Source organism: Bradyrhizobium sp. SZCCHNPS1003 (genome assembly GCF_032381555.1).
Lineage (GTDB): Bacteria > Pseudomonadota > Alphaproteobacteria > Rhizobiales > Xanthobacteraceae > Bradyrhizobium.
In genome coordinates this window covers 155,124-180,099 of record NZ_JAUHIU010000014.1, presented here as the reverse complement: position 1 = coordinate 180,099, position 24,976 = coordinate 155,124, and the positions used below count along the sequence as shown (strand labels likewise).

The window sequence follows — 24,976 nt, the reverse complement described above, 5'->3', positions numbered from 1 at the left end:
GGGCACGAGTGCTCTTCCTCCGGAAAGGACTGCAAGCGCCCCAGCGTCCGTCGAAGGGGATGGACAATCGGCGAAGAACAAATTAAGAACAATTTAGCGAGCCATCTCTAATCCATCTCTGTTGCTATTCGATCCGCCAGCCCCCGGCATCAGTGCATCCCGCGAGGACACCCATGTCCCATATCGCCTTCGATCCCCTGGCCCTGACCCGCATTGCCGATTTCGCGCGCAGCCTGACGCGGCTGCACAAGACGGCGCGGCGGCGGGCCGTCGACGACGACCAGATCGACCGCGCTTTCAACGCGGTGTGCATGTCGGTCTGGGGCTACACCACCGACGACATTTCCGACGACCTGTTCTCGGCCACCGACCACACCTTCCTCGATGGCCTCGACGAGGCGCGAGCGCGCATCTTCGCCGCGGAGCAGGGCTATGACCTGGTCGACGACGAGGGCATGCTGACCGATTGGTGGGGCTTCTGCTGGATGATCCTGGCCGAGAAGCGCGGCCTGCTGACGCCGGACAACCGCGCCGCCGCCCGCGCGGCGATCGAGGAGAAATATCTGGAAGCGCCGAACGTCATCGGCGTGATCGTCGCGCGCTAGCCCTGGCCGTCAGTCCCGGCGGACAGTGCGCGCTCAAGCTCCAGAGGTCGCTGTGCCGAGCCGGCCTGCACCGACGCCGGCGCTGCGCCTTGGCGCAGCGCGTGTTCAATTCACATCCGCCTGCTTCAGCCGGCTTGCGGCGGGCTTTGGCGCGATGCTCAGGGGCGGCGGTGCGGCGCTGACATTGACGTCCGCCGGCAGAGCCATGGCCTGCGCGTCTGCGCCGACCATGTCGGCGCGCACCGGCGCGACCTTCATCTCGCTCAGCTTGGCCCGCATGTCCGAGTTGAGCCCGGGATAGGACGCGACCGGCTTGAAGTCGGCCGGCTGGCCGCCGCTGCCGCGCGCGCCGGAATAGGCCACCAGCCCGTCGGCCGTGGCGACGACGTCCCCCTGGCGCAGCGAGGTGTCGAGCGACAGATCGACCGGCGCCAGCCCGGCCGGATCGCGGCCGTTGCAGGTGCAGTCGGCGCGCAGCGCCTGGCGATAGGCGAATGCGTTCTCGCTGTCGGCATAGCGTTCCCCGTTCGCCGCCGTGGCGTAGTCGATGTTGGAGCCGAAATAGATCTTGGTCGCACTGGCCGGGCAGAACGCCTGGCACATCTGCGCCGGCGAGGCGAGGCCGCGCGCCAGCGGAAAATAGCGGCCGTCGCAGGTGCGCACGCAGAACGCTGCGCCCGATCCGCCGCTCGCGGCGCGCGGCTGGGCGGGGGCCTGCGGGTTGGTGCCGAACGGATCGGCGAAGAGGCCGCCTTGCGCCGCCGGCCGCTGCGATTGCGGCTTGTTGAAGCCGCCGAACAGGAAGTCGAACAGGCCCTCGGCCGACGCCATCCGCGGCGCCAGCGCGCCGGCCGCGACGAGGCCGACCGTCGCCGCGACAGCGACGTGGCGGGACCTCCGCCGAAACGACAACACGCTACGCAACGCCCGCTCCATCGCCAGGATCTTCACCGCAAAGCCACGCCGTGACGCGGCAACCCGCGTCGCTCGATCATGTGCGATCGAACGCGCCTTGCCCAAGGCATGGCGCCATCAGCTTTGCGGTAACCTTAACGGGCGTTGGTAAATGAGCGGTATGCGCGGGCGGCGAATTGCGCCGCGCGCCAAGCGCCTCAGAGGAATTCGTGCGCCTTGAAGAGCGCCTGGAACGGCAGGCCGGCCTGGGCGAAGGTCTCGGCGGCGCCTTCCTCGCGGTCGACCATCGTGAACACCAGCGTCACCTCGGCGCCGGCCTCGCGCAGGGTTTCCACGGCCTTCATCGCCGAGCCGCCGGTGGTGGTGACGTCCTCGACCACGACGATGCGCTTGCCGGCCAGGGTCTCGTCGCGGGTTAGGCCCTCGATCGCGAGCCTGGCGCCATGCTCCTTCGGCTTCTTGCGGACGAAGAAGGCCGCGATCGGATGGCCCTTGATCCAGGAGATCTGGGCGATCGCGCCGGCGAGCGGCACCGCGCCCATCTCCAGGCCGCCGATATAATCGAAGCCCTCGTCCTTCAGCGCCTCATAGGTGAGCTCGGCGAGCAAGGTGGCGCCCTCCGGGTCCATCATGGTCGGCTTCAGGTTGAAATAGAAATCGCTCTTGCGGCCGGAGGCCAGCGTGACCTCGCCACGGCCGAACGAGCGCCTGCGGATGATCTCGAGGAGGCGGGCGCGGGAGGCGGATTTGGACACGGCGTTTTCCCCTGAGGGTGGATTCTTGGGTGGCGCAATCTATCGGGGGCGGGCGGCGGAGACCAGCCGCCACGATGTCCCATCAACAACGGTACGTTTGAAGCCGGATGCAGTTTCGAGCTAATGGGAGCCCGCGACCAAGCAAGGACGATTGGGAAGGATGCCCCGCATGACGATCGAGCTGTACACCTGGAACACCCCGAACGGGCGCAAAATCTCGGTCGCGCTGGAGGAGATGGGGCTGCGATACCGCGTCGTTCCGGTCGACATCACCAAGGGCGCCCAGATGGCGCCGGAGTTCCTGGCGATCAGCCCCAACAACAAGATTCCCGCCATCGTGGATCCGGACGGCCCCGACGGCAAGCCGGTCAGCGTGTTCGAATCCGGCGCCATCCTGCTCTATCTGGCTGAGAAGACCGGGCAGTTCCTGCCGAGATCCCTCGCCGAGCGGATTCCGGTCTATGAATGGCTGATGTGGCAGATGGGCGGCTTCGGCCCGATGCCCGGCCAGGTGCACCATTTCATCGCGCTGACCAACGAGCAGGACCGCGCCTACGGCCTCAAGCGCTACATGGCCGAGACGGTCCGGCTCTATGGCGTGCTCGACCGCCGGCTGGCGCAGCACGAGTTCGTCGCCGGCGCGCTCTCGATCGCCGACTTCGCCATCCTCGGCTGGGCCTGGCGCCACCCCCGCCACAAGGTCGATCTGGCCGACTTTCCCCACGTCGAGCGCTGGTACGATACCCTGATGGCCCGCCCCGCCGTGAAGCGCGGCATGGAGGCGAAGCTGGACTGAGAAGCTCATCGGCCGTTCTTTGCCGACGATGACTTCCGAGATCTTTCCGCACGCGCGGTGCCCCCTCTCCCGCTCTTGTCCGCCTTTGCCGGGAGGCTTCGGCGGACAAGGTGGGGGAGCCGATGGAAATCACCCCCGCCGCGCCTCCAGCGCCATGCGCACCGCAAGTCCCGCGAGCACCGTGCCCATCAGATAGCGCTGCACCAGCGCCCAACTCGGCCGTGTCGCCAGGAACAGGGCAATCGATCCCGCCGCCATGGCGATCATGGCGTTGACGCTGACGCTGATCACGATCTGGATCGCGCCGAGCACCACCGACTGCGTCAGCACGCCGCCAACAGCGGGATCGATGAACTGCGGCAGCAGCGCCAGATACAGCATCGCGATCTTCGGGTTCAGCAGGTTGGTGACGAGCCCCATCAGGAACAGCCGGCGCGGGCTGTCGATGGCGAGCGTCCTCACCTGGAAGGGCGAGCGTCCGCCCGGCTTCACCGCCTGCCACGCCAGATAGAGCAGGTAGGCCGCGCCGGCGAGGCGCAGCGCGTCATAGGCGAACGGCACGGCAAATAGCAGCGCGGTGATGCCGAACGCCGCCGCCAGCATGTAGACCAGAAAGCCGACGGCAACGCCGCCGAGCGAGACCAGGCCGGCGGCGTGGCCCTGCGTGATCGAGCGCGAGATCAGATAGATCATGTTCGGCCCTGGTGTCAGCACCATGCCGAGCGAGACGAGGGCGAAAGCGAGCAGGGAGGATGTGTGCGGCATGACTGGTTCGATGATCGGGATCTCTGCCGCTGCTTTAGCGCGGACGATCACGCATCGTCATCCGGTCAATTGCACCGAGAGCAATCAGCCCGCCGCCGGCGGCGTCATGTTCAATGCAGGGGCGCGCCGGCTGGAGCGGTCGAACACACCGGCGATGCTCAACGCCAGCAGGACCAGCAGAATGGCCGCCGCGAGCGGCACGGAGTGCACGATCATGGCGAGCAGGCAGGCTCCCAGCGCGATCACGAGGCCGATCTCCAGCGGCGGGATCGGCTCGCCGGCGTCGCTCCGCGCCTTCCAGTGGATCGCAATCCCCGTCGCCACCATCGGCATGTCATAGATCATCGCATAGGGCGTGGCGATGATGCTGCCGACCGCGACCAGCGCGATCGCCTGCTCCGTCATGCCGCGTCGCCAGGCATCCCAGACCATCACGACGATGGAGCAGGACAACAGGAGCTGAACCAGGTAGCCGATCGGCGGCGGCGCGCCGAGCGCGTGCAAGCCAGCGATGACCGTCGGCATCATGTGATCGAGGCTGGCCTGGTTGGCCTGCAATTGCGCCTGATAGCTCGGAAACTTCACGACCCATTCGAGCCAGATCCACGGATCGAGCGCAGCGCCGCTGACGACGGCGACGATCACGGTCGTGGCGATGGCCGAGAGGATGGCGCGCCAGTTGCGTGACGCCAGCAGCACGACCGGCATCAGCAGCACGAATTGTGGCTTGTAGGCGAGCAGGCCAAGCAGCGTGCCGGCAACGATCGGGTGGCGCGCGAGCAGGCGCAGTCCGCCGATCAGCAAGGCCGCCGAGAGAAAGCCGTTCTGGCCGGTGATCGCGTTGATCAGCGTCGTCGGCGCCGCGAGCAGCGCCAGAGAGGTTAACGAGCGCCAATCGCGCCCCAGTGTCGCCAGGCCATAAAGCGCGAAGGTGACCGAGATCCAGCAGACATAGGCCACCGGCAGCGCCAGCATGCCCAGGGGTATCAGCACCAGCAGGAAGGTCGGCGGATAGGGATAGGGAAAGCCGCCGCCGCCCAGCGTCGGATCCAGCGACTGCTGATAGCGCGCGAGCGCAACCGGATCGTAGATGCTGGCGCCGGACAGCGCGGCAAATCTGCCGAACGACCATAGCCCGAAGAAGTCGCCAAACGCCGGCTGCGGCGACGACAGCGCCCAGCCGACGAGATAGGCGCCGTTGTAGAGCGCCATCGCGACCAGCAGGATCAGCACCGCGCGCCGGTCGCGCGTCTTGGGGTGAGCTGCGGATGAGATCGCGGTCATGGAGCTCTTCGTTCGCGCCCTCGGCGCAGTCGTGGCATGGGGATGATCGGAGCTGTCAGCGATCGCTCGCGTGCGGTGCCTCTCCAACCTTGCCAGGGTGCGCTGCACGCCGTGTTACCGTCCGTCCATCCGGCCAGGCGCGATCTCATCGTGCCTAACGAGGGGTAAAATCGCCGCGTTCCGAGTGACCGTGGACAGGGTCGTCGCTCCGCATCGGGCAACGCGCTCGTCAAGATTTATATTGCTATTTTTCCGAAGTCGTGCTCTATTCAGCGCATCCCGTCCTCATGCAGAGGGGCGTACGCGTCGTCACGATACGTTGAGGCGGGGAGCGGTGGCCGTGGGCCTGTCAGGTGCTGATGCACTGGACGATTGGCAGCTCGTGGACGTTCAAGCCGTGTGGTCCTGGCGCCCCGAAGCTGGCGCCAAGCCTGCGTGACATCACGTGTCGCGCTGGTGACGGGGGCAAACAAGCCGGTCCCCGGGGAGAGCTCGGAGCAGACGTTAAGCCCATCGCGCAGGGAGGGCCGGGTCTGTCCGGCTGAACCTGTGGTACCTGCCGCCTGCATTCTTTTGAGCAGGCGGGCCACGGGCCTCAGCCGAGGCCCGGCCTTCCCTGCGCCCTCTGCAAAATTCAGAGGGCGAACGACATGCATCCCTCGAGCAAATCATGCTGCGAGAAGGCTGAGGCACGTCTACGCCTCGCGTTGTAGCCAATGATCATCGTATCGGGGAGCATCAAACGGATGCGTATGAGGGCTGCGTTGCGAGGCACACTGCCCACCCTCCCCTGGAGGGGGAGGGTCGCCTCTCACGAGCGTAGCGAATGGGAGGCGGGGTGGGGTGATCTCTCCGCAGGCGCCGGCGCCCGCGGCTCACCCCACCCCGCTCGCCCGCTTCGCGTGCGATCGATCCTCCCCCTCCAGGGGAGGGTGGCATCTCGCTCGTGGACGGATTTCGGCGCTCGCGATGACGAAGCAGAGATCACCGCGATCAGCTCAATGCGCCTCGTCCCAATTGTCGGCGGCCCGCGCATCGACGTGCAGCGGCACCGAGAGCAGCACGGCGGGGAAGGGGGCGTCCTGCATGACGTGCTGCACCACCGGCAAGGTCGCGGCGACCTCGTCGTCCGGCACCTCGAAGATCAGTTCGTCATGCACCTGCAGCAGCATCTGAGCCGACAGCTTCTTTTGCGCCAGGGCCTCCTCGACGCGGGTCATGGCGCGCCGGATGATGTCGGCTGCGGTGCCCTGCAGCCGCGCGTTGATCGCGGCGCGCTCGTTGAAGGCGCGCACCGAGGCGTTCGATGCCTTGATCTCCGGGTAATGGCACTTGCGGCCGAACAGCGTGACGACATAGCCGTGCTTGCGGCAGAACTCTTTGGTCGCGTCCATGTAGTCGCGAATGCCGGGGAAGCGCTCGAAATAGCGCTTGATGTAGGCCGAGGCCTCCTCGCGGGCGATGCCGAGCTGGTTGGCGAGGCCGAACGCGGAGATGCCGTAGATGATGCCGAAATTGATCGCCTTGGCGCGGCGGCGGACTTCGCTCGGCATGTCCTTGATCGGCACGCCGAACATTTCGGACGCCGTCATCGCGTGAATGTCGAGCCCGTCCTTGAACGCCTGCTTCAGCACCGGGATGTCCGCGATCTCCGCCAACAGCCGCAACTCGATCTGCGAGTAGTCGGCCGACACCAGCTTGTGGCCGGGAGTCGCGATGAAGGCGCGGCGGATCTTGCGGCCATCTTCGGTCCGGACTGGGATGTTCTGCAGGTTCGGCTCGTTCGACGACAGCCGGCCGGTGGTGGTCGCCGCCAGCGCGTAGGTGGTGTGCACGCGATGCGTCTGCGGGTTGACATAGGTCGGCAGCGCATCGGTATAGGTCGATTTCAGCTTCGAGACCTGGCGCCATTCCAGGATCTTGCGCGCGAACTCGTTGCCTTGCTCGGCGAGGTCGTCGAGAATCGATGCGGACGTCGACCAGGCGCCGGTCTTGGTCTTGGTGCCACCCGAAAGGCCCATCTTGCCGAACAGGATGTCGCCGATCTGCTTGGGGCTGCCGACATTGATCGGCTCGCCGGCCAGCTCCTGCAGCTCGGCCTCGACCCTAGCGGCAGTCTGGGCGAAATCGCCGGACAGACGCGACAGCACCTGGCGGTCGATCGAGATGCCGCGCCGCTCCATGCGCGCGAGCACCGGCACCAGCGGCCGCTCCAAGGTCTCGTAGACGGCGGTCATGCGCTCGGCCGTGAGGCGCGGCTTCAGCACGCGCCAGACGCGATGAATGACATCGGCCGCTTCGGCGGAATGCGCCGTGGCCCGGTCGATCGCGACCTGCTCGAACGTCAGCTTGTTCTTGCCGCTGCCGATCAGCTCGCTTTCGCCGAGCACGGCGTGGCCGAGCACGTGCTCGGCCAGAGACTCGAGCTTGTGCGAGCCGCGCCCGGCATCGAGCGCGTAGCTCATCAGCTGGATGTCGTCGACATTCGCCAGCGTGATGCCGTGCTGCGCCAGCAGCACGGCGATGAACTTGATGTTGTAGCCGATCTTGAGCAGCCCTGTGGATTCGAGGACCGGCTTCAGCGCGGCGAGCGCATCGCTCTCCTTGATTTGGTCCGGCGCGAGCCCGGCGTCGAACAGGCCGCCGCCATCGCCGGCCTGGCGATGCGCCAGCGGGATGTAGCAGGCCTCATTCGGCGCAAGTGCCAGGGCGATGCCGCACAAGCTAGCCTGCATCGGATCGATCGAGCTGGCCTTGGCCTCGAGAGTGACGCGGCCGAAGTCATGGATGCGCGCGAGCCAGGTGTTCAACTCTGGGAGGCTACGCAGCGTCTGGTACTTGTCGCGATCGATCCGCCCGCTCTTCGCCGCCTCCGCCCTGGATTCCGCGAGGCTCGCCGGCGTGCCCTTGCTCATCGCCGACTTGTCGGTACGCGGATCACCGGTGCGAGGGCTCCCTCCCCCCTTGTGGGGGAGGGCTGGGGAGAGGGGTGCTGCGGAGGCACCGTTGGTGGGGTGCCCCCCTCCCTGACCCTCCCCCACAAGGGGGGAGGGAACGGAGGCAGCAGTGCCCGCACCACTCTTCAACTGCTCATCCGCCGACACGTCGGCGGGATCGATGTGCGAATACTCTGCGACGCGGCGCGTCAGCGTCGTGAACTCCATCGCCTTCAGGAACGCGATCAGCTTGCGCGGATCCGGCTCGTGCACCGCGAGGTCGTCGAGCGGCACCTCGAGCGCGACCTTGTCGTCGAGCAGCACCAGTTGGCGCGAGATCCGCGCCTTCTCGGCGTTCTCGATCAGCGCCTCGCGCCGCTTCGGCTGCTTGATCTCGCCCGCGCGCGTCAGCAGCCCTTCGAGATCGCCATAGTCGGTGATCAGCTGCGCGGCGGTCTTGATGCCGATGCCGGGCACGCCCGGTACGTTGTCGGTGGAATCGCCGGCCAGCGCCTGCACCTCGACCACCTTCTCCGGCGGCACGCCGAACTTCTCGATGACTTCGGCGATGCCGATGCGTCGGTCCTTCATCGTGTCGTACATCGTGACGCAGTCGTTGACGAGCTGCATCAAATCCTTGTCGGAGGACACGATGGTGGTGGTGGCGCCGCGCTCGCAGGCAAGCCGCGCATAGGTCGCGATCAAATCGTCGGCCTCGTAGCCGGCCTGCTCCAGGCAGGGCAGCTCGAAGGCGCGGACCGCCTCGCGGATCAGCGCGAATTGGGGGATCAGATCGTCGGGCGCCGGCGGCCGGTGCGCCTTGTAGTCGGCATAGATCTTGTTGCGGAACGTGACCTCGGACTTGTCGAACACGATGGCCAGATGCGTGGGACGGTCGGTCTCGGGCATGTCGCGCAGCAGCTTCCACAGCATGTTGCAGAAGCCGAGCACGGCATTGACCTGCAGCCCGTCGGACTTGCGGTTGAGTGGCGGCAGCGCGTGATAGGCGCGGAAGATGTAGGACGAGCCGTCGACCAGGAACACATGGTCGCCCTTGGCCGCGCCCTTGGCGGCGGCAGGCGCGGGAGCGGCGGGCGTGGCGGCGGCTTTCTGGGGAGCTTTGGGCATGGCCGCAATGTAGGGATTTTCGCTCGCATTGACAGCCGTGACGACGCCATGCGCACCGGATTTTTCCGCCCCTCAGTCCGGTCGGACGCAGCGGGTCAGGAACTCCATGACGGCGCGAATGAGGGGCGTGCGCCTGAGGTCGCGATGAACGATGAGCCAGATGTCCCTGCTGATGGCCGCGCCGGCTTCGAAGCGGGTGAGGTCGGGATCATGATCGCCGAGAAAATGCGGCAGGGCGGCGAGCCCCAGCCCTGCGCGCGCCGCTGCAGCCTGGCTCTCGAGATCGCTGCTCCGAAACACGATCGTGCGCTGCCCGGCGACCGCCTTCAGCCATTGCTGCTGGGGTGCCGAGTCCATGCTGGCATCATAGGCGATGAATCCGAGCGCATGCTGCGGCGTCTCCTTGAGATAGTGCGGCGCGCCGTAGAGGTTGAAGCCGAAGCTGCCGATCTTGCGTGCGATCAGGCCGGGCTCGTCGGGACGCGACAGTCGCAGAGCGATGTCGGCTTCCCGTCGGTTGAGCGAGGCGCTGCGCTTCTCGCCGATCAGCTTGATGATGATGGCAGGATGCCGTCGGTGCAGCTCGACCAGCCGTGGCGCGATCAGCCTGTTGGCGAGCGTCGGCGGCGCGCTGACCGAGACCTCACCGGCCAGACCGGGACGCGATGCGACCACGGCGCGCTCGATCGCGAACGCGGCCTGCTCCATCGGGCCGGCGGCCGCGGCGAGGCGGCGGCCGTCCTCGGTCAGCTCATAGGCCCGCGCTCGGCGGTCGACCAGCTTCAGCCCGGTGACCCGTTCCAGGGCCGCGACCCGGCGGGCCACCGTGACATGATCGACGCCGAGACCACGAGCGGCGGCCGACAGCGTGCCCTCGCGGGCCAGGGTCACGAAGTGGTGAAGGTCGGTCCAGTCGATCCGCATGTTCGAATATTCACAATAGGGGAGCCAAATTGGGCAATTCCGCAGAATGCCAACGCTGACCACACTGTCCGGATCAAGGCAAGATGTGTGGAGACGGGCATGGTTGCTATCGTTCGACTGAAGGCACCGGGTGGCGCGGAGAATCTGGTGCTGGAGAATGTTGAGCTGCCGGCGCCGGGCGCCAACGAGATCCGGCTGCGCCACACCGTGATCGGCGTGAACTTCATCGATATCTATCAGCGCAGCGGCCTCTATCCGCTGCCCGATGGAATTCCTGGCGTCGAAGGGGCGGGGATCGTGACGGCGAAAGGCGCCGACGTGACAGAGTTGTCCGTCGGCGACCGCGTCGCCTATGCCGGCGCCCCGGTCGGCGCCTATGCCTCGGAGCGAAATCTGCCCGCCTGGCGCGCGATGCCGCTGCCCGACGCCGTGTCTGAAGCGAGCGCTGCGTCGACCCTGCTGAAAGGCATCACCGCGGTGATGCTGCTCAATCGTACCTATGCCGTCGGAGCCGGAACGACGCTGTTGGTGCACAGTGCCGCCGGCGGGCTCGGCCTGGTGCTGACGCGACTGGCTCGGCTGCGCGGCGCGACCGTCATCGGCACGGTGAGCTCGGAGGCCAAGGCGGAGCTCGCGCGTGCCGCCGGCGCGCGCCATCTGATCGTCGGCCGGGATGCTGACTTTGTCGATGCCGTGAAGCGATTGACCGACGGGCGCGGCGTCGACGTCGCCTATGATGGCGTCGGCGGCAAGACGCTTGCGCGGACGCTCGCCTGCGTCAGGCCGTTCGGGACGGTCGCCAGCATCGGTCAGTCCGGCGGTCCAATTCCAAGCCTTGCCGTCGAGGAGCTGGGGCCGCGCCGCAGCCTGTCGCTGGCACGCCCGAGCGTGATGGCCCATGTCAACGATGTCGCCGACTATCGCAGGGATGCAGCGACGGTTCTCGCCGCGCTCGCCGATGGCGATCTCGTCGGCCACGGCACCGCGTATCCGCTGGCGCGGGTCGTCGAGGCCCATATCGATCTGGAGAGCGGCCGCAGCCGTGGCGCGCTGCTTTTGGTGCCCTGACGGTGAGGCTACTCCGCCGGCTGCAACACGGCTTTCGGCTTCGGCGGCGCGATCCAGAACGCGATGGGGCGTTCGAACAGGAAGCGGGCGCCGACGCGGAGCGCGAGGCGCCAGATCACGAGCGCGCCGAGCACGCCGGCGATCGTGACCAGCAGCGAGATCGTTCCGATGTCCCCGATCACCCCGGTCTTCAGCAGGACTGTACGTGTGGCTGCCATTGGCAGGAAGAAGGCGAGATAGATCACGATCGAATGCTCGCCACAGAAGCGCAGCGCATTGAGGAGTTGCGCGCGCGCCAGCAGCGTGCCGGCGATGATGATGGCGACCGCGCCGGCATAGCCGAGCATGAGGGAGACAGCCGGCCATTCGCTGACACCGAGGTTCACCAGCGACTGGTTGATGACAGCCCAGGCGAGCAGGCCGACGATGGCGAGCATCGGCTGCGCCCGCGCGCGGTCCGACAGCGCGAAGATGGTGGTCGCGAACAGATAGCCGGAATAGATGTAGACGAAGCGGGCGCAGAATTCGTCGATCACGGTCCAGCCAGTGACGATATGCGACATTTCCAGGCCGGCCGCGATGCCCCAGATCACCGGCGCGGGCAGCTTTCGTGTCAGTTTGATGACGACGAAGAAGATCGGCAGCAGATAGATGAACCACAGCGTGCCGAACGGCTCGATGAAGGATTCGAGATACAGATAGCCGGCATGTTGCCAGCCGGAGGCCGCGGCGAAGCCGGGCGCCTTGAAGCCGAACTGGATGGTCACCCACAGCACGTAGAAATAGGCGAAATGCACGACCTTGCGGTCGATATAGGTGCGCCAATCCCGGTCGATCACCAGCGGCAGGAACAGGCCGGAAATCAGGAAGAAGTCGGGCATCCGGAACGGCTTGGCGAATGCGACGACGGCGTGCATGAAGCCGGTCTCGCCGGCGGCCAGCTCGACGCCGAGCACCGAGTGCATCATCACGACCATGATGATGCAGATACCCTTGGCGTAGTCGACCCAGTCGATGCGCGCCTCGGTTCCGGCCGATTTCGGCGTACCATTTGCGGTCATGCTGTCCCTCTTTGGCGCGGAGCTGCCGCATTGTCGGGCAGAGCCGTTAATACTCCTCCTTGTCATCCAAACGTCATGCCGTTTTCTAAATTCCCCTTGAACCGCAAATGGTTTAAGACGCGAAAGTATTAACCTTGAAGGATGGGTTTCGATGCGAATTGCGATGATCGGCACGGGCTATGTGGGGCTGGTGTCCGGTGCCTGCTTCGCCGATTTCGGCCACCAGGTGACCTGCGTGGACAAGGACGAGAGCAAGATCGCCGCGCTGCATCGCGGAGAAATCCCGATCTTCGAGCCCGGCCTGGATGCGCTGGTCGCGGCCAACGTAAAGGCCAAGCGGCTCGATTTCACCACGGACCTCAAGCAGCCGGTCGCGGAGGCCGACGCCGTGTTCATCGCGGTTGGTACGCCGTCGCGACGCGGCGACGGTCACGCCGACCTCACCTACGTCTATGCCGCAGCGCGCGAGATCGCAGCGTCCCTCACCGGCTTCACCGTGGTCGTGACGAAGTCGACGGTGCCGGTCGGCACCGGCGACGAGGTCGAGCGCATCATCCGCGAGACCAATCCGACGGCCGACGTCGTCGTCGCCTCCAATCCGGAATTCCTGCGCGAAGGTGCCGCGATCCGCGATTTCAAATGGCCGGATCGCATCGTCGTCGGCACCGCGGACGAGCGCGGCCGCAAGGTGCTCGGCGACATCTATCGCCCGCTGTCGTTGAACCAGGCGCCGATGATGTACACCGAGCGCCGCACCGCCGAGCTGATCAAATACGCCGCCAACGCGTTCCTCGCCACCAAGATCACCTTCATCAACGAGGTCGCCGATCTCGCCGAGAAGGTCGGCGCCGACGTGCAGGAGGTGGCGCGCGGCATCGGTCTCGACAACCGCATCGGCTCCAAGTTCCTGCATGCCGGTCCGGGCTTCGGCGGCTCGTGCTTTCCGAAGGATACGCGCGCGCTGATCAAGATCGCGCAGGACTACGACACGCAGCTGCGCATCGTCGAATCGGTGCTGGCCGTCAACGACAACCGCAAGCGAGCGATGGCGCGCAAGGTCGCGCATGCGGTCGGCGGCAATCTGCGCGGCAAGACGGTGGCGGTGCTCGGCCTCACCTTCAAGCCGGAGACCGACGACATGCGCGAGGCGCCGTCGATCCCGCTGGTGACCGGGCTGCTCGACATGGGCGCCAAGGTGCGCGCGCATGACCCGGTCGGCATCGAGCAGGCCAAGAAGGAGCTGCCGGAGATCGCCTATTTCGACGATCCCTATGAGTGCGCGACGGGCGCCGATGCGATCGTGCTGGTGACCGAATGGGTGCAGTACCGCGCCATGGATCTCGATCGCCTCAAGGAGGTGATGGCCCATCCGGTCGTCGTCGACCTGCGCAACGTCTACCGTCCCGACGAGATGGCCGCTCACGGCTTCGTCTACGAGAGCGTCGGCAGGCCGTCGGTGAAGGGCGCGTGATGCGAGGAGCGTGACATGACATTGTCATACCCCGCGCAGGCGGGGTATCCAGTAGCCTCGATCTTCGTCATCCGCGAGATCTGCGTCTACTGGATTGTCCGCCTTCGCGGGCAATGACGGGTTCAACGATTGCCCCTTCGCTTCGATACACCGCTGCCCATCGATGCCGTGCTGGACGAACTGTCCGGCACGCTCGAGCGCAGCAACACCGCCGTGCTGGTGGCGCCGCCCGGCGCCGGCAAGACCACGCGGGTGCCGCTGGCCTTGCGTGATGCGCCGTGGGTCGGGGACAACAAGATCATCGTGCTGGAGCCCCGCCGGATCGCGGCCCGCGCCAGCGCCGAGCGGATGGCGAAGTCGCTCGGCGAGCGCGTAGGCGACACCGTCGGCTACCGCGTGCGCTTCGGCTCGAAGATCTCGCGCGCGACCCGCATCGAGGTCGTCACCGAGGGCATCTTCACGCGGCAGATCCTGGATGATCCCGAGCTGACCGGCGTCGCCGCCGTGCTGTTCGACGAATTCCACGAGCGCTCGCTCGATGCTGATCTCGGCCTGGCGTTGGCGCGCGACGCGCAGCAGGGGCTGCGCGAGGATCTCCGCATTCTCGTGATGTCGGCGACGCTCGACGGCGCCCGCGTCGCCAGCCTGCTCGGCAATGCACCGGTGGTCGAGAGCGAGGGCCGCGCCTATCCGGTCGAGACCCGCTATGTCGGCCGCAAGCCGGATGCGCCGGTCGAGCGCCAGATGGCCGAGACCATCGCCAGCGCGCTGCGCGCCGATGCCGGCTCCGTGCTCGCCTTCCTGCCAGGCGCCGCCGAAATCCGGCGCACCCAGACGATGCTCGCCGAGCGCGTCCACGATGCCAGCATCGAGATCGTGCCGCTGTTCGGTGCGCTCGATGCCGCCGTGCAGGATCGTGCCATCTCGCCCGCCCCAAAAGGGCAGCGCAAGGTGGTGCTGGCGACCTCGATTGCCGAGACTTCGCTGACCATCGAAGGCGTCCGCATCGTGGTCGATTCCGGGCTCGCCCGGGTGCCGCGCTACGAGCCGGACATCGGCCTGACCCGGCTGGAGACGGTGCGGGCTTCGCGCGCCGCCGTCGATCAGCGCCGCGGCCGCGCCGGCCGCACCGAGCCTGGTGTCTGCTACCGGTTATGGGACGAGCCGCAGACGGCCTCTCTGGCGGCCTATACGCAGCCGGAAATTCTCAGCGCCGACCTGTCCTCGCTGGTGCTCGATCTGGCGCAATGGGGTGTCAGTGACCCCTCCGCGCTGAGCTTCCTCGATCCGCCGCCGCAACCGGCCTGGAAGGAGGCGCGTGATTTGCTGCGCGAGATCGACGCTCTCGACGAAGAAGGCCGCCTCACCGACGAGGGCCGCCGCCTGCGGGCACTGGCGCTGCCGCCGCGGCTCGCCCGCATGATCGTCGACGCCGCCGATTATGGCGCCGCCGCGCAGGCCGCCGACATCGCCGCCATCCTGACCGAGCGCGGGCTGGGCGGCGACAGCGTTGATCTCGAGGTCAGGCTCGATCAGTTCCGTCGCGACCGCTCGCAACGGGCGCAGAGTGCGCGAGACATGGCACGGCGCTGGGCGCAGCAGGTCGGGGCGGCTTCCTCCCCGCAAGTGCAAGGGCAGCTCAGCACCGGCTTGATGCTCGCCTTTGCCTTTCCGGACCGGGTCGCGCGCAACCGCGGCAATGCCAGCTTTGTGCTCGCCAATGGCCGTGGCGCCGCCGTCGAGCCGACCTCGTCGCTGGCGCGCGTACCCTATATCGCGGTCGGTGAGCTGACGGGAACGGCGGCCAGCGGCCGCATCCTGCTGGCGGCGCCGCTGGCGATCGAGGATATCGAGCGGCATTTTGCTGCGCATATCGAAGCGAGAGACGAGGTCAGCTTCGATCAAGACGCGATGGCGTTGCGGGCGCGGCGCCGACGCAAGCTGCATGCGATCACCATGGCCGATGCGCCGGTCGCGCTGACGCCGTCGGAGGAGACCGCGCGCATCTTCGCCGACGGCATCTGCGCCGCGGGCCTTGACAGGCTGCCGTGGTCGAAGGCCGCCCTGCAATGGCGCGATCGCGTTACCTTCCTGCGCAAGGCGGAAGGCGACAGTTGGCCGGACCTGTCGGATGCGGGGCTTGCCGAGCGGCGCGAGGACTGGCTGGTGCCGCTGCTGGCCGACAAGACCTCGCTCAAGGATGTCTCGCCCGGCGACGTCTCGGATGCCGTCATGGCACTGCTCCCCTGGGATCTGCGGGCCCGGCTCGACCGGGAGGCGCCGACGCATTTCGAGGCGCCGACCGGCACCATGCTGGCGATCGACTACGAGGCCGAGCAGGGGCCCACCATCGCGGTGCGGCTGCAGGAGCTGTTCGGCCTGAACGTCCATCCCTCGATCGCGCGCGGCGCGGTGCCCCTGGTGCTGGAGCTGCTGTCGCCGGCGCAGCGGCCGGTACAGGTGACGCGCGATCTGCCCGGCTTCTGGCGCGGCTCCTATGCCGCGGTCCGCACCGACCTGCGCGGCCGTTATCCGCGCCATCCCTGGCCCGACGATCCGGCCCATGCCGAGCCGACCCGGCGGGCCAAGCCGCGGGGAACGTAGCTCATGCAAATTGTACCGCCGCTATCGTTGTCGTTAACGCTTCACTCATCGTTTTCGCCAAAATGGCGGCGGCAGCCGGTCGCTCGCAGTCGCCCGTCAGCGGCTTTGATGGTCAAATCGGTTGCGGGGTAAAGTCGGGCGTTTGCGTCATGCGTAACATAATGATCTTTGCGGCCGTTCTCGTCGGTCTCGGCACCTTCATGGCGCAACTGGCCGATCGCCTGACCCCCGCGTCGGCATCCGCGACACCGTCCGTGCGGGTTGCCACGGCGGAACCGTCTGCCGCGGGCCAGCGCAGCCTGAGCATTCCGACCGACCGCCGCGGTCACTTCCGCGCCGACGGCCGCATCGACGGCCAGCGCATCAGCTTCATGGTCGATACCGGCGCCTCGATGGTCGCGCTGAACGAGAGCTCGGCCGCCCGTTTCGGCCTGCGTCCGGCGCGCGGCGACTACACCGCCACCGTGACCACGGCCAACGGCACCGTGAAGGCCGCCCGGGCCAAGCTTGCGATGGTCGAGCTCGGCGAGCTCACCGTGCGTGACGTCGATGCCCTGGTGCTGCCCGATACGGCGCTGTCGGAGAATCTGCTTGGCCTGTCGTTCCTGTCCAAGCTGAAGCGTTTCGCCTACGCCAACGGCCAGATGGTGCTGGAGCAGTAGGCTGCACCGAAGCGGAATGTTGTTTCGCGCGTCACCGGCCCCCATATACCGGCAGGCAGGCCGATCCCGAGTCGCAGTCATTGAATAGTTCGTCGGGTGGCCTGCGCGAGCGGTCCTGCCCGATTGTTGCCTGCATTCCTCTGCCTTCTGACACTGTTGTCTGACGTCGTGCTAAGCATGAACGCCTTCTTCCATTGATGTGATATTGCCGAGGCCGTCTCCTGATGTTTCCGAAACCCAAGCCCGTCCTGGTTCCCAATACCTACGCCTTCGAATCCGAGCCGATGGTGAAGCCGACGGGCTTCCGCGAATATGACGCGCGCTGGCTGTTCAACAAGGAGATCAATCTGATGGGGGTGCAGGCGCTCGGCATGGGGCTGGGCGCGCTGATCGCCGAACGCGGCGTGAAGCAGGAGATCGTGACCGGGCACGATTTCCGCGGCTATTCCGCCTCGATCAAATACGCCCTGATTTCGGGCCTGATGGCCGCCGGCTGCAAGGTGCATGACGTCGGCCTCGCGGTGACGCCGATGGCCTATTTCGCGCAGTTCGATCTCGACGTGCCCTGCGTCGCCATGGTGACCGCCTCGCACAATGACAACGGCTGGACCGGCGTGAAGATGGGCGCCAACCGTCCGCTCACCTTCGGGCCCGAGGAGATGACCCGGCTGAAGGAGTTCGTGCTCAACGCTGAGTTCAAGAACGGCGGTGGCGGCTCCTACCAATTTCACGAGAATTATCCGGCGCGCTACATCGCCGACCTCACCAGCCGGCCCAAGCTCAAGCGCAGGCTCAAGGTGGTCGCGGCCTGCGGCAACGGCACCGCGGGCGCGTTCGCGCCGCAGGTGCTGGAGGCGATCGGCTGCGAGGTGATCCCGCTCGACACCGAGCTCGACCACACCTTCCCGAAATACAATCCCAATCCCGAAGACATGGAGATGCTGCACGCCATCCGCGATGCCGTGCTCGCGCACGAGGCCGATGTCGGTCTCGGATTTGATGGCGACGGCGACCGCTGCGGCGTGGTCGACAACACCGGCGAGGAGATTTTTGCCGACAAGGTCGGCGTGATGCTGGCGCGCGACATGTCGGCGATCCACAAGAATGCGCAGTTCGTCGTCGACGTGAAATCAACCGGGCTGTTCATGACCGATCCGGTGCTGCAGGCCCAGGGCGCGAAGACCGTCTATTGGAAGACCGGCCATTCCTACATGAAGCGCCGCACCAACGAGCTCGGCGCGCTCGCCGGTTTCGAGAAATCCGGCCACTTCTTCTTCAACAAGCCATTCGGTCGCGGCTATGACGATGGTCTGGTCTCGGCGATCGCGATCTGCGAGATGCTCGATCGCGCGCCCGGAAAATCGATGGCCGACCTGAAGGACGCGCTGCCGAAGACCTGGTCGTCGCCGACGATGTCGCCGCATTGTGGCGACGAGGTCAAATACGGCGTCGCCGACGCCGTAGTGAAGCATTTCCAGGCGCTGCAGCAGCAGGGCGGCAAGGTCGCGGGCCAGCCGATCCGCGATCTCGTCACCGTCAATGGCGTGCGCGTCACGGTCGAGGACGGCAGCTGGGGTCTGGTGCGAGCGTCATCCAATAAGCCCGAGCTCGTGGTGGTAGTCGAAAGCCCGGTGTCCGAGCGGCGCATGCACGACATGTTCGAGGCGGTCAACGAGGTGCTGCGGACGCATCCCGAAGTCGGCGCCTACAACCAGACGATCTGAGGCCGCGTTGATGATGTCGCGCTGGGGCCGATGCTCGCGCTGATCCCATCCTATTCGATGGGATCAAGCAGCCCTCAGGGAGCTCAGGAACTGATCGACCTCGGATTTGAGCCGGGTGGATTGCGAGGATAGTCCGTTCGCCGACTCCAGCAGCCGGGACGCGGCGCTGCCGGTCTCGTCGGAGGCACGGGTCACGCTGCCCATGCTTTGGCTGACAAGCCGCGTGCCTTCGGCCGCCTGCTGCACGTTGCCGGAAATTTCTCCGGTGGCGAGGCCCTGCTGCTCGACCGCGGTGGCGATCTCCTTGGAGATTTCGTCGATCTCGGCAATCGTTCCCCCGATCGCCTGGATGGCGCTGACGGCGTCCCCCGTGGCGCTCTGGATGCTCTGCACCTGGCTGGAAATTTCCTCGGTGGCCTTCGCGGTCTGGTTGGCGAGCGCCTTGACCTCGCTTGCCACGACGGCGAAGCCCTTGCCGTGCTCGCCAGCGCGCGCCGCCTCGATGGTGGCATTCAGCGCCAGCAGGTTGGTCTGGCTGGCGATCGTCTGGATCAGCGTCACCACCTCGCCGATCTTCTGGGTGCCGGCAGCCAGGCTCTCGACCACCGTGTTGGTACGGCGAGCTTCGTCCGCCGCCTTCGCGGCGATCTCCGCCGAGCGCGTCACCTGCTGTGAGATGTTGTTGATCGAGGCCGTCAGCTCTTCCGTTGCGGCAGCGACCGTCTCGACATTGGTCGACGCCTGTTGCGAGGCGCCGGCCGCGGCCGACGTCTGGCGCGAGGACTCGGCGCTGCTCCGGCTCATCGACGAGGACAGGCTCTGCATCTCGTTGGCGGCGACGGCCACCGCTTCGACGATGCCGCCGATCTTGCGCTCGAAGCCCTCTGCCAGCTCGCGCCGGGCAAGATCGGCCTGCTGCTTGACGCGTTGCTCGGCCTCGAACCGCTCGGCGTTGGCGCGCGCCTCGGCAGCGATCGCCGATTCGGCTTCCGCGGTCTTGCGCGCGCTGGTTTCGAACAACTGCGTCAGCTTGAGCGCGAGGGCGATGAGAACGCCGGCCTCGATCAGCAGGATGGCCGCATGCAGCACAACGCGGCCGAAATCAGCGCCGCCCGGATAGATCGCTGCAGGAAAGATGAAGTTCAGGACCAGATGGTGAAGCGCGACGGCAACGGTGCCGGCCAGGATCGGCCGGTAGTCGCAATATGCGACCAGACAGGCCAGCGCCGCGAAGAAATACATGTGCATGTCGATCTGCCAGGGATGTCCAGACATTTGGTAGACAAGCACGGATACGCCGCCCATGACGGCGACTGCGACGGTGAGCTGGGTCGACAAAGTGTCGCCAGCGCTGCGCCAGGAAAGGGTTGCCACCACTGCCATGACGACCATGAGCATGGTCGGCATCAACCAGTCGCCGCGCGACAGCCCGATGATGAGGGAGAGCGGAACGTGAACCCAGAGCACCGCCAGCAGAAGCTTGCTGGTCGTGTGCCGGAGGGTTGCCAGATCGCTGGTCTCGACGGTCATTTCCTATTCCCCCAAAGAGATCATTTTGCAAAGCAGGCGGACACCGCCTGCGGATCGATGATGAGCCAGGCGCCAGCCTCGCGCAGCCGCGCCAAGCCGTCGTGTTCGCCGGGACGGACGACCAGCAGCGATGAAACGGTTGTCGTGCGCACGAGAGCGGCGTCAGCCGAGGCCGCAGCGAGCATCGCCTGTTGCGCGCTCCACCAAGGTGGGAAAGCGACGGCCACGATTTCGCTCCCCATGCGCACCTGGAGTGACAGCGCAGCAACCGCGACGAAGCTCGCGATCAGGAGTGCCGTGGCATTGAGCCAGGCGCGCGAAGACTGAGGTATGGTTGCACCGGACGTCATCGCATCCAAGAATAGAGGGATGGGAATAACTTCCGGTAAACGTTCGTTAGGGATGACGACCGAGGTTCGGGACGCTAGCGCTGCAACGTCGAAGCTGCCCGGAATGCTCGGCTCAGACCGGCGGCACCGGCAGCGCCGTGACCGACTTGATCTTCTCCATGGCGAAGCGCGAGGTGACGTTCTTGAGGGGCACCGCGCTGATCAGCTTCTTGTAGAAGACATCGTAGCTCTGCATGTCCGCAACGACGACGCGTAGCATGTAGTCGACGTCGCCGGCCATCCGGTAGAACTCCATCACCTCCGGCATCGAGCTGACCGCCTCGGCGAATTTGCGCAGCCAGGCCTCGGAATGGTCGGCGCTCTCCACCGACACGAACACGGAGATGCCGAGCCCGATCTTGTTCTGATCGACCAGAGCCACCCGGCGCAGGATCACGCCATCGGCCTCCAGCCGCTGGATGCGCTTCCAGCACGGTGTCGACGACAGTCCGACCCGGTCGCCGATCTCGGCGACGGACAGCGAAGCGTCCTCCTGCAGGACCATCAGAATCTTGCGGTCGATGGCATCGAGCCGGCGATTGGCCTCGGAGCTTTGGGCGGCGACATCGGTCATGGAGAAACTTGTTCCATATGAAGGCTATAAAACCCTCATATAGAGAAAATCGTTCCAAGGCAAGGATCGGCCGTTCAGCCCTTTGCGGACGGGCTGGCCGTTTCCGCGGAGCGATAGCTGGTTTCCTGCTACCGCTCGTCGTTCTCTTTCAGCCAGCGGCCGACCAGATGATGAGCAATCGCGAACGGATGCGGTCCCGCCAAGCCATCTGGATGCTGCCGCACCAGCATCTGCCGGGCCTCGTCGCGGCTGAACCAGCGCACGTCCTCGAGCTCGTTACGGTCGATGACGATGTCTTCGTTGAGCGCCCGGGCGCTGCAGCCGATCATCAGCGACGACGGGTAAGGCCAGGGCTGGGTCATGTAATAAGTCACGTCGGTGCAGCGAATGCCGGATTCTTCGAACACCTCGCGCCGGACGGCGTCCTCGATCGTCTCGGCCGCCTCGACGAAGCCGGCGAGGCAGGAATACATGCCGGCCGGAAACTGCTTCTGCCGCCCGAGCAGGCACTTGTCGCCGGAAGCGACCAGCGAGATCACGACCGGATCGGTGCGCGGGAAATGCTCGGTCTTACAGCTCGGGCATTCGCGCTTCCAGCCGCCCTCGCGCATCGCGGTCTTGGCGCCGCAATTGGCGCAGAAGCCGTGACGCTGATGCCAGGACACCAGGGATTTCGCCATCGCGATCGTCGCCAGCTGGTCGACCGGGGTCGCACCCTGCATCGCCATCCCGCGCAGCTCGGCGACCGACACATCGTCGCGCCCGGCGAGCTTTTCGACGGCGGCCGGCGAGATGCCCATGCCGAACACGGCCGCGCCGTCCTGCAGCCCGAGGAAGATCGTTCCCGGATTGGCACCGAACTTCAGCGCCTCGTCGATCGACAGCAGCGCGCGCAGCTGGTCGCCGTCGCGCTTCAGCACCAGCGAATCGCGGTGCACGACATAGGCGCGCGTCGAGGGATTGCTCTCGAAGGCGATCAGCTTGTCATCATGGAAGCGCAGATGGGCGGCGCGATCGATTGGATGGCTGACGAAGGCCGGCTTGCCGAGCGGAAACAAGTCGAATGGCGACATCTCTTACCCTAACCAGATCTTGCGCCTGACAGCGCTGATGAACTGCTGCACCTCCTGCGCATCGTGCGGCACAGGCGGCGCGGCGCCCCACACCGGTCGCGGCCAGGCCACGTCACTTGTGCGTCGCGCGATGATGTGGACGTGCAACTGCGGCACCATGTTGCCGAGCGCGGCGACGTTGAGCTTGTCGCATTTGGTGATCTCCTTGAGTGCGCGCGACACCCGCGTGATCTCGGTCATCAGCTGCGCCTGCGCGACCTCGTCGAGATCGATGATCTCGACCGCGCCCTCGCGGCGCGGCACCACCAGCAGCCAAGGATAGTTCGCGTCCTTGATCACCAGCACGCGGGACAGCGGCAGGTCGCCAATGTCGATCGTATCCTTCGCAAGTTGCGGATGCAGCGACCAGGCTGATTCGGGCATGCGGCGGTTCCTGGCGGACGGTCTGGCGGGGAATTCGACGGCACCTAAAGCCTTTCCGAGCTGCGGCACAAGCCCGCGGGGCGGTGGGCCGCCCCGGCGAAGCTCGCGCTTGCTTTCCGGACCGTTTGGCCCCAAATAGGCAGCGGGAGATTGGCGGTGGACGAGCCACTCGCCAACCGGGTCAGGTCCGGAAGGAAGCAGCCCTAACGAGGTCCGGATCGGGTCGCTCGTCAGTCTCCTACCTGTTTTCTCGAGCGAATCGCGCAAAGATGGCGGGGACCCCGCGCAGGGCGGGCGCTCGACCGCGCTCCGGCTGATTGCGTCGACGATCGCGATCGATGCCGGCCTGGAATACTCACTTGCGGATCGCTCGATGACCGACGCTGGCGCCCCACCTGTTCCGCCTGACAGCGCCGACGCTCCCGCCAAGCCCTACCGGGTGCTGGCGCGCAAATACCGCCCCGCCAGCTTCGCAGATCTGATCGGCCAGGAGGCCGTGGTGCGCACGGTCTCGAACGCGTTCGAGACCGGCCGGATTCCGCAGGCCTGGATTCTGACCGGCGTCCGCGGCGTCGGCAAGACGACCACCGCCCGCATTCTCGCCCGCGCATTGAATTACGAGCTGCCGGACGGCTCGGTGAAGGGGCCGACCATCCACATGCCGGTGCTCGGCACCCATTGCCAGGCGATCATGGAAAGCCGGCACATGGACATCCTCGAGATGGACGCGGCGTCCCATACCGGCGTCGACGACGTCCGCCAGATCAATGACAGCGTCCGCTATGCGCCGGCCAGCGCGCGCTACAAGGTCTACATCATCGACGAAGTCCACATGCTGTCGACGGCGGCGTTCAACGCCTTCCTGAAGACGCTGGAGGAGCCGCCGGAGCACGCCAAGTTCGTGTTCGCCACCACCGAGATCCGCAAGGTGCCGGTCACGGTGCTGTCGCGCTGTCAGCGCTTCGATCTGCGCCGGGTCGAGGCCGAGGTGCTGATGAAGCATCTCCAGGGCATCGCGACCAAGGAAGGCGTGACGATCGAACCCGAGGCGCTCGGCATCATCGCGCGCGCCGCCGAAGGCTCGGTGCGCGATTCGTTGTCGCTGCTCGATCAGGCGATCGCGCACAGCGCCGGCGAAGTCCGCGCCGATGACGTCCGTCAGATGCTGGGCCTCGCCGACCGCACCCGCGTGATCGACCTGTTCCACCATCTCGCCAGCGGCGACATCGCCGCCGCCTTCAAGGAATTCCGCGAGCAATATGACGTCGGCGCCGACCCCGTGGTCGTGCTGTCGGATCTGGCCGAGTTCGTGAACTTCGTCACCCGGGTGAAGGTCGTGCCGGCGACGGCCGACAACGTCGCCTTCAGCGAGACCGAGCGGCTGCGCGCGCGCGACTTCGCCACCAAGCTGTCGATGCGGGTGCTGTCGCGGATGTGGCAGATGCTGCTGAAGGGCATTGCGGAGACGCAAGGCGCGACGCGCCCGGCTGCAGCGGCGGAAATGGTGCTGGTGCGCATCGCCTACGCGGCCGATCTGCCGACGCCCGACGAAGCCATTCGTATGATCGAGCAGAGCGGTGGTGGCTCGCCGATCGTCACGAACGGCGGCGGGGCGCGCCCTGCGCCGGCATCCGGCATGAGCGCGGGGGCGCCGCCTGTGATGACGTCGGCGCCGATGCAGGCGCCGCGCGCGCAAGGCCCGACGCTCGCCGCGGTCGGCGGTTCGATGCGCCCGCAGGCGATGTCATCGCAGCCGTCGCCGGCATCACAGGACCAGCCCGCACTGCGCATAGGGAGCTTTCAGGAACTCGTCGCGCTGGCCGGCAAGAATCGTGACCTGATCACCAAGAGCGCGCTCGAGATGGACGTGCGGCTGGTCCGCTTCGAGGAGGGACGGCTGGAGATCGCGCTGGAACGGACGGCGCAGCGCTCGCTTGTCTCGGACCTCGGGCGCAAGCTGGAGGACTGGACCGGCCGGCGCTGGACGGTGATCGTTTCCAACGAGCCAGGCCAGGCGACCTTGCGCGAGCAGAATCTGCGCGCCAAGAGCGAGCGCGAGGCGGCGGCGGAGGCCGATCCGCGCGTGCAGGAGATCCTGGCGCGGTTCCCGGGCACCAAGGTGGTCGAAGTGCGCCGGCTCGCCCCCGAGCCGCCCGAATCGGACGCCAGTGCTGTCGAGCCGCCTGACGAGTCCGACGATGATGATTTCTAGAGCATGATCCGGAAAAGTGGAAACCGGTTTTCCTCGCGACAAACGCCAAAGGCGTTTGCGCGGAGATCATGCTCAAC

Annotated in this window: 20 protein-coding genes and 1 other RNA gene; 9 read left to right on the top strand and 12 right to left on the bottom strand. The window is 66.4% G+C overall.

Annotated elements, in window-relative coordinates; all coding sequences use genetic code 11:
* The first annotated feature begins 173 nt into the window (after positions 1-173).
* Positions 174-605, top strand: coding sequence for a hypothetical protein (locus QX126_RS23425; protein WP_315753838.1), 432 nt, complete (start codon positions 174-176; stop codon positions 603-605).
* A gap of 105 nt (positions 606-710) precedes the next feature.
* On the opposite strand, the gene QX126_RS23420 is transcribed toward QX126_RS23425, so the two are convergent.
* Both QX126_RS23420 and pyrE read right to left on the bottom strand, forming a co-directional pair.
* Positions 711-1,529 carry a DUF2865 domain-containing protein gene (locus QX126_RS23420; protein WP_315783935.1) on the bottom strand — a complete coding sequence of 273 codons (819 nt, stop codon included), beginning with the start codon at positions 1,527-1,529 and terminating at the stop codon, positions 711-713.
* Positions 1,530-1,717: 188 nt separating this feature from the next.
* Entirely contained in the window at positions 1,718-2,275 is a 558-nt protein-coding gene (gene pyrE, locus QX126_RS23415; RefSeq protein WP_315734978.1) for an orotate phosphoribosyltransferase, read from the bottom strand.
* A 169-nt stretch (positions 2,276-2,444) separates the two neighbouring features.
* Between pyrE and QX126_RS23410 the strand changes: the two genes are divergently transcribed.
* The gene (locus tag QX126_RS23410; RefSeq protein WP_315783933.1) at positions 2,445-3,071 is read left to right on the top strand and encodes a glutathione S-transferase family protein; all 627 of its coding nucleotides are present in this window, start codon (positions 2,445-2,447) and stop codon (positions 3,069-3,071) included.
* Between the two features lie 129 nt (positions 3,072-3,200).
* On the opposite strand, the gene QX126_RS23405 is transcribed toward QX126_RS23410, so the two are convergent.
* The 4 genes from QX126_RS23405 to QX126_RS23390 form a co-directional block, all read right to left on the bottom strand.
* On the bottom strand, positions 3,201-3,836 hold the full coding sequence (locus QX126_RS23405) for a LysE family translocator (protein WP_315783931.1): 636 nt from the start codon (positions 3,834-3,836) through the stop codon (positions 3,201-3,203).
* A gap of 84 nt (positions 3,837-3,920) precedes the next feature.
* Positions 3,921-5,120, bottom strand: a complete 1,200-nt coding sequence (locus QX126_RS23400; protein ID WP_315783928.1) for a glycosyltransferase family 87 protein — start codon at positions 5,118-5,120, stop codon at positions 3,921-3,923.
* Positions 5,121-6,118: 998 nt separating this feature from the next.
* On the bottom strand, positions 6,119-9,184 hold the full coding sequence (gene polA / locus QX126_RS23395) for a DNA polymerase I (protein WP_315783926.1): 3,066 nt from the start codon (positions 9,182-9,184) through the stop codon (positions 6,119-6,121).
* Between the two features lie 72 nt (positions 9,185-9,256).
* The gene (locus QX126_RS23390; RefSeq protein WP_315734967.1) at positions 9,257-10,108 is read right to left on the bottom strand and encodes a LysR family transcriptional regulator; all 852 of its coding nucleotides are present in this window, start codon (positions 10,106-10,108) and stop codon (positions 9,257-9,259) included.
* A 99-nt stretch (positions 10,109-10,207) separates the two neighbouring features.
* Between QX126_RS23390 and QX126_RS23385 the strand changes: the two genes are divergently transcribed.
* Positions 10,208-11,176: a quinone oxidoreductase gene (locus QX126_RS23385; protein ID WP_315783924.1), complete on the top strand. Its 969-nt coding sequence runs from the start codon at positions 10,208-10,210 to the stop codon at positions 11,174-11,176.
* Between the two features lie 8 nt (positions 11,177-11,184).
* Here QX126_RS23385 and QX126_RS23380 read toward each other — a convergent pair whose 3' ends face one another.
* Positions 11,185-12,237, bottom strand: a complete 1,053-nt coding sequence (locus QX126_RS23380) for an acyltransferase family protein (protein WP_315783922.1) — start codon at positions 12,235-12,237, stop codon at positions 11,185-11,187.
* Between the two features lie 151 nt (positions 12,238-12,388).
* On the opposite strand from QX126_RS23380, the gene QX126_RS23375 reads away from it, so the two are divergent.
* The 4 genes from QX126_RS23375 (at position 12,389) to QX126_RS23360 (ending at position 18,698) form a co-directional block, all read left to right on the top strand.
* Positions 12,389-13,708, top strand: a complete 1,320-nt coding sequence (locus QX126_RS23375; RefSeq protein ID WP_315734961.1) for a UDP-glucose/GDP-mannose dehydrogenase family protein — start codon at positions 12,389-12,391, stop codon at positions 13,706-13,708.
* A gap of 129 nt (positions 13,709-13,837) precedes the next feature.
* Positions 13,838-16,312: an ATP-dependent helicase HrpB gene (gene hrpB / locus QX126_RS23370; protein WP_315783920.1), complete on the top strand. Its 2,475-nt coding sequence runs from the start codon at positions 13,838-13,840 to the stop codon at positions 16,310-16,312.
* Positions 16,313-16,473: 161 nt separating this feature from the next.
* Entirely contained in the window at positions 16,474-16,974 is a 501-nt protein-coding gene (locus tag QX126_RS23365; protein WP_315773682.1) for a TIGR02281 family clan AA aspartic protease, read from the top strand.
* A 224-nt stretch (positions 16,975-17,198) separates the two neighbouring features.
* Entirely contained in the window at positions 17,199-18,698 is a 1,500-nt protein-coding gene (locus tag QX126_RS23360; protein WP_315783918.1) for a phosphomannomutase/phosphoglucomutase, read from the top strand.
* A gap of 63 nt (positions 18,699-18,761) precedes the next feature.
* On the opposite strand, the gene QX126_RS23355 is transcribed toward QX126_RS23360, so the two are convergent.
* The 5 genes from QX126_RS23355 to QX126_RS23335 all read right to left on the bottom strand — a co-directional run bounded on the left by QX126_RS23355 (position 18,762) and on the right by QX126_RS23335 (position 22,687).
* Positions 18,762-20,228: a methyl-accepting chemotaxis protein gene (locus tag QX126_RS23355; RefSeq protein WP_315783916.1), complete on the bottom strand. Its 1,467-nt coding sequence runs from the start codon at positions 20,226-20,228 to the stop codon at positions 18,762-18,764.
* Positions 20,229-20,248: 20 nt separating this feature from the next.
* Positions 20,249-20,578 (bottom strand): hypothetical protein, encoded by a 330-nt coding sequence (locus QX126_RS23350; protein ID WP_315773684.1) that lies wholly within the window; start codon positions 20,576-20,578, stop codon positions 20,249-20,251.
* 112 nt (positions 20,579-20,690) lie between these two features.
* Entirely contained in the window at positions 20,691-21,191 is a 501-nt protein-coding gene (locus tag QX126_RS23345; protein WP_315773624.1) for an Lrp/AsnC family transcriptional regulator, read from the bottom strand.
* Positions 21,192-21,319: 128 nt separating this feature from the next.
* Complete coding sequence (gene nudC / locus QX126_RS23340) at positions 21,320-22,264, bottom strand: NAD(+) diphosphatase (RefSeq protein ID WP_315773626.1); 945 nt, start codon at positions 22,262-22,264, stop codon at positions 21,320-21,322.
* A gap of 3 nt (positions 22,265-22,267) precedes the next feature.
* On the bottom strand, positions 22,268-22,687 hold the full coding sequence (locus QX126_RS23335; RefSeq protein ID WP_315734951.1) for an HIT family protein: 420 nt from the start codon (positions 22,685-22,687) through the stop codon (positions 22,268-22,270).
* A 145-nt stretch (positions 22,688-22,832) separates the two neighbouring features.
* Between QX126_RS23335 and ffs the strand changes: the two genes are divergently transcribed.
* Together ffs and QX126_RS23325 are read left to right on the top strand one after the other, a co-directional pair.
* An RNA gene (gene ffs, locus QX126_RS23330) (signal recognition particle sRNA small type) lies at positions 22,833-22,929 on the top strand.
* Positions 22,930-23,060: 131 nt separating this feature from the next.
* Positions 23,061-24,899 carry a DNA polymerase III subunit gamma/tau gene (locus QX126_RS23325; RefSeq protein WP_315783914.1) on the top strand — a complete coding sequence of 613 codons (1,839 nt, stop codon included), beginning with the start codon at positions 23,061-23,063 and terminating at the stop codon, positions 24,897-24,899.
* The last annotated feature ends 77 nt before the right edge of the window (positions 24,900-24,976 follow it).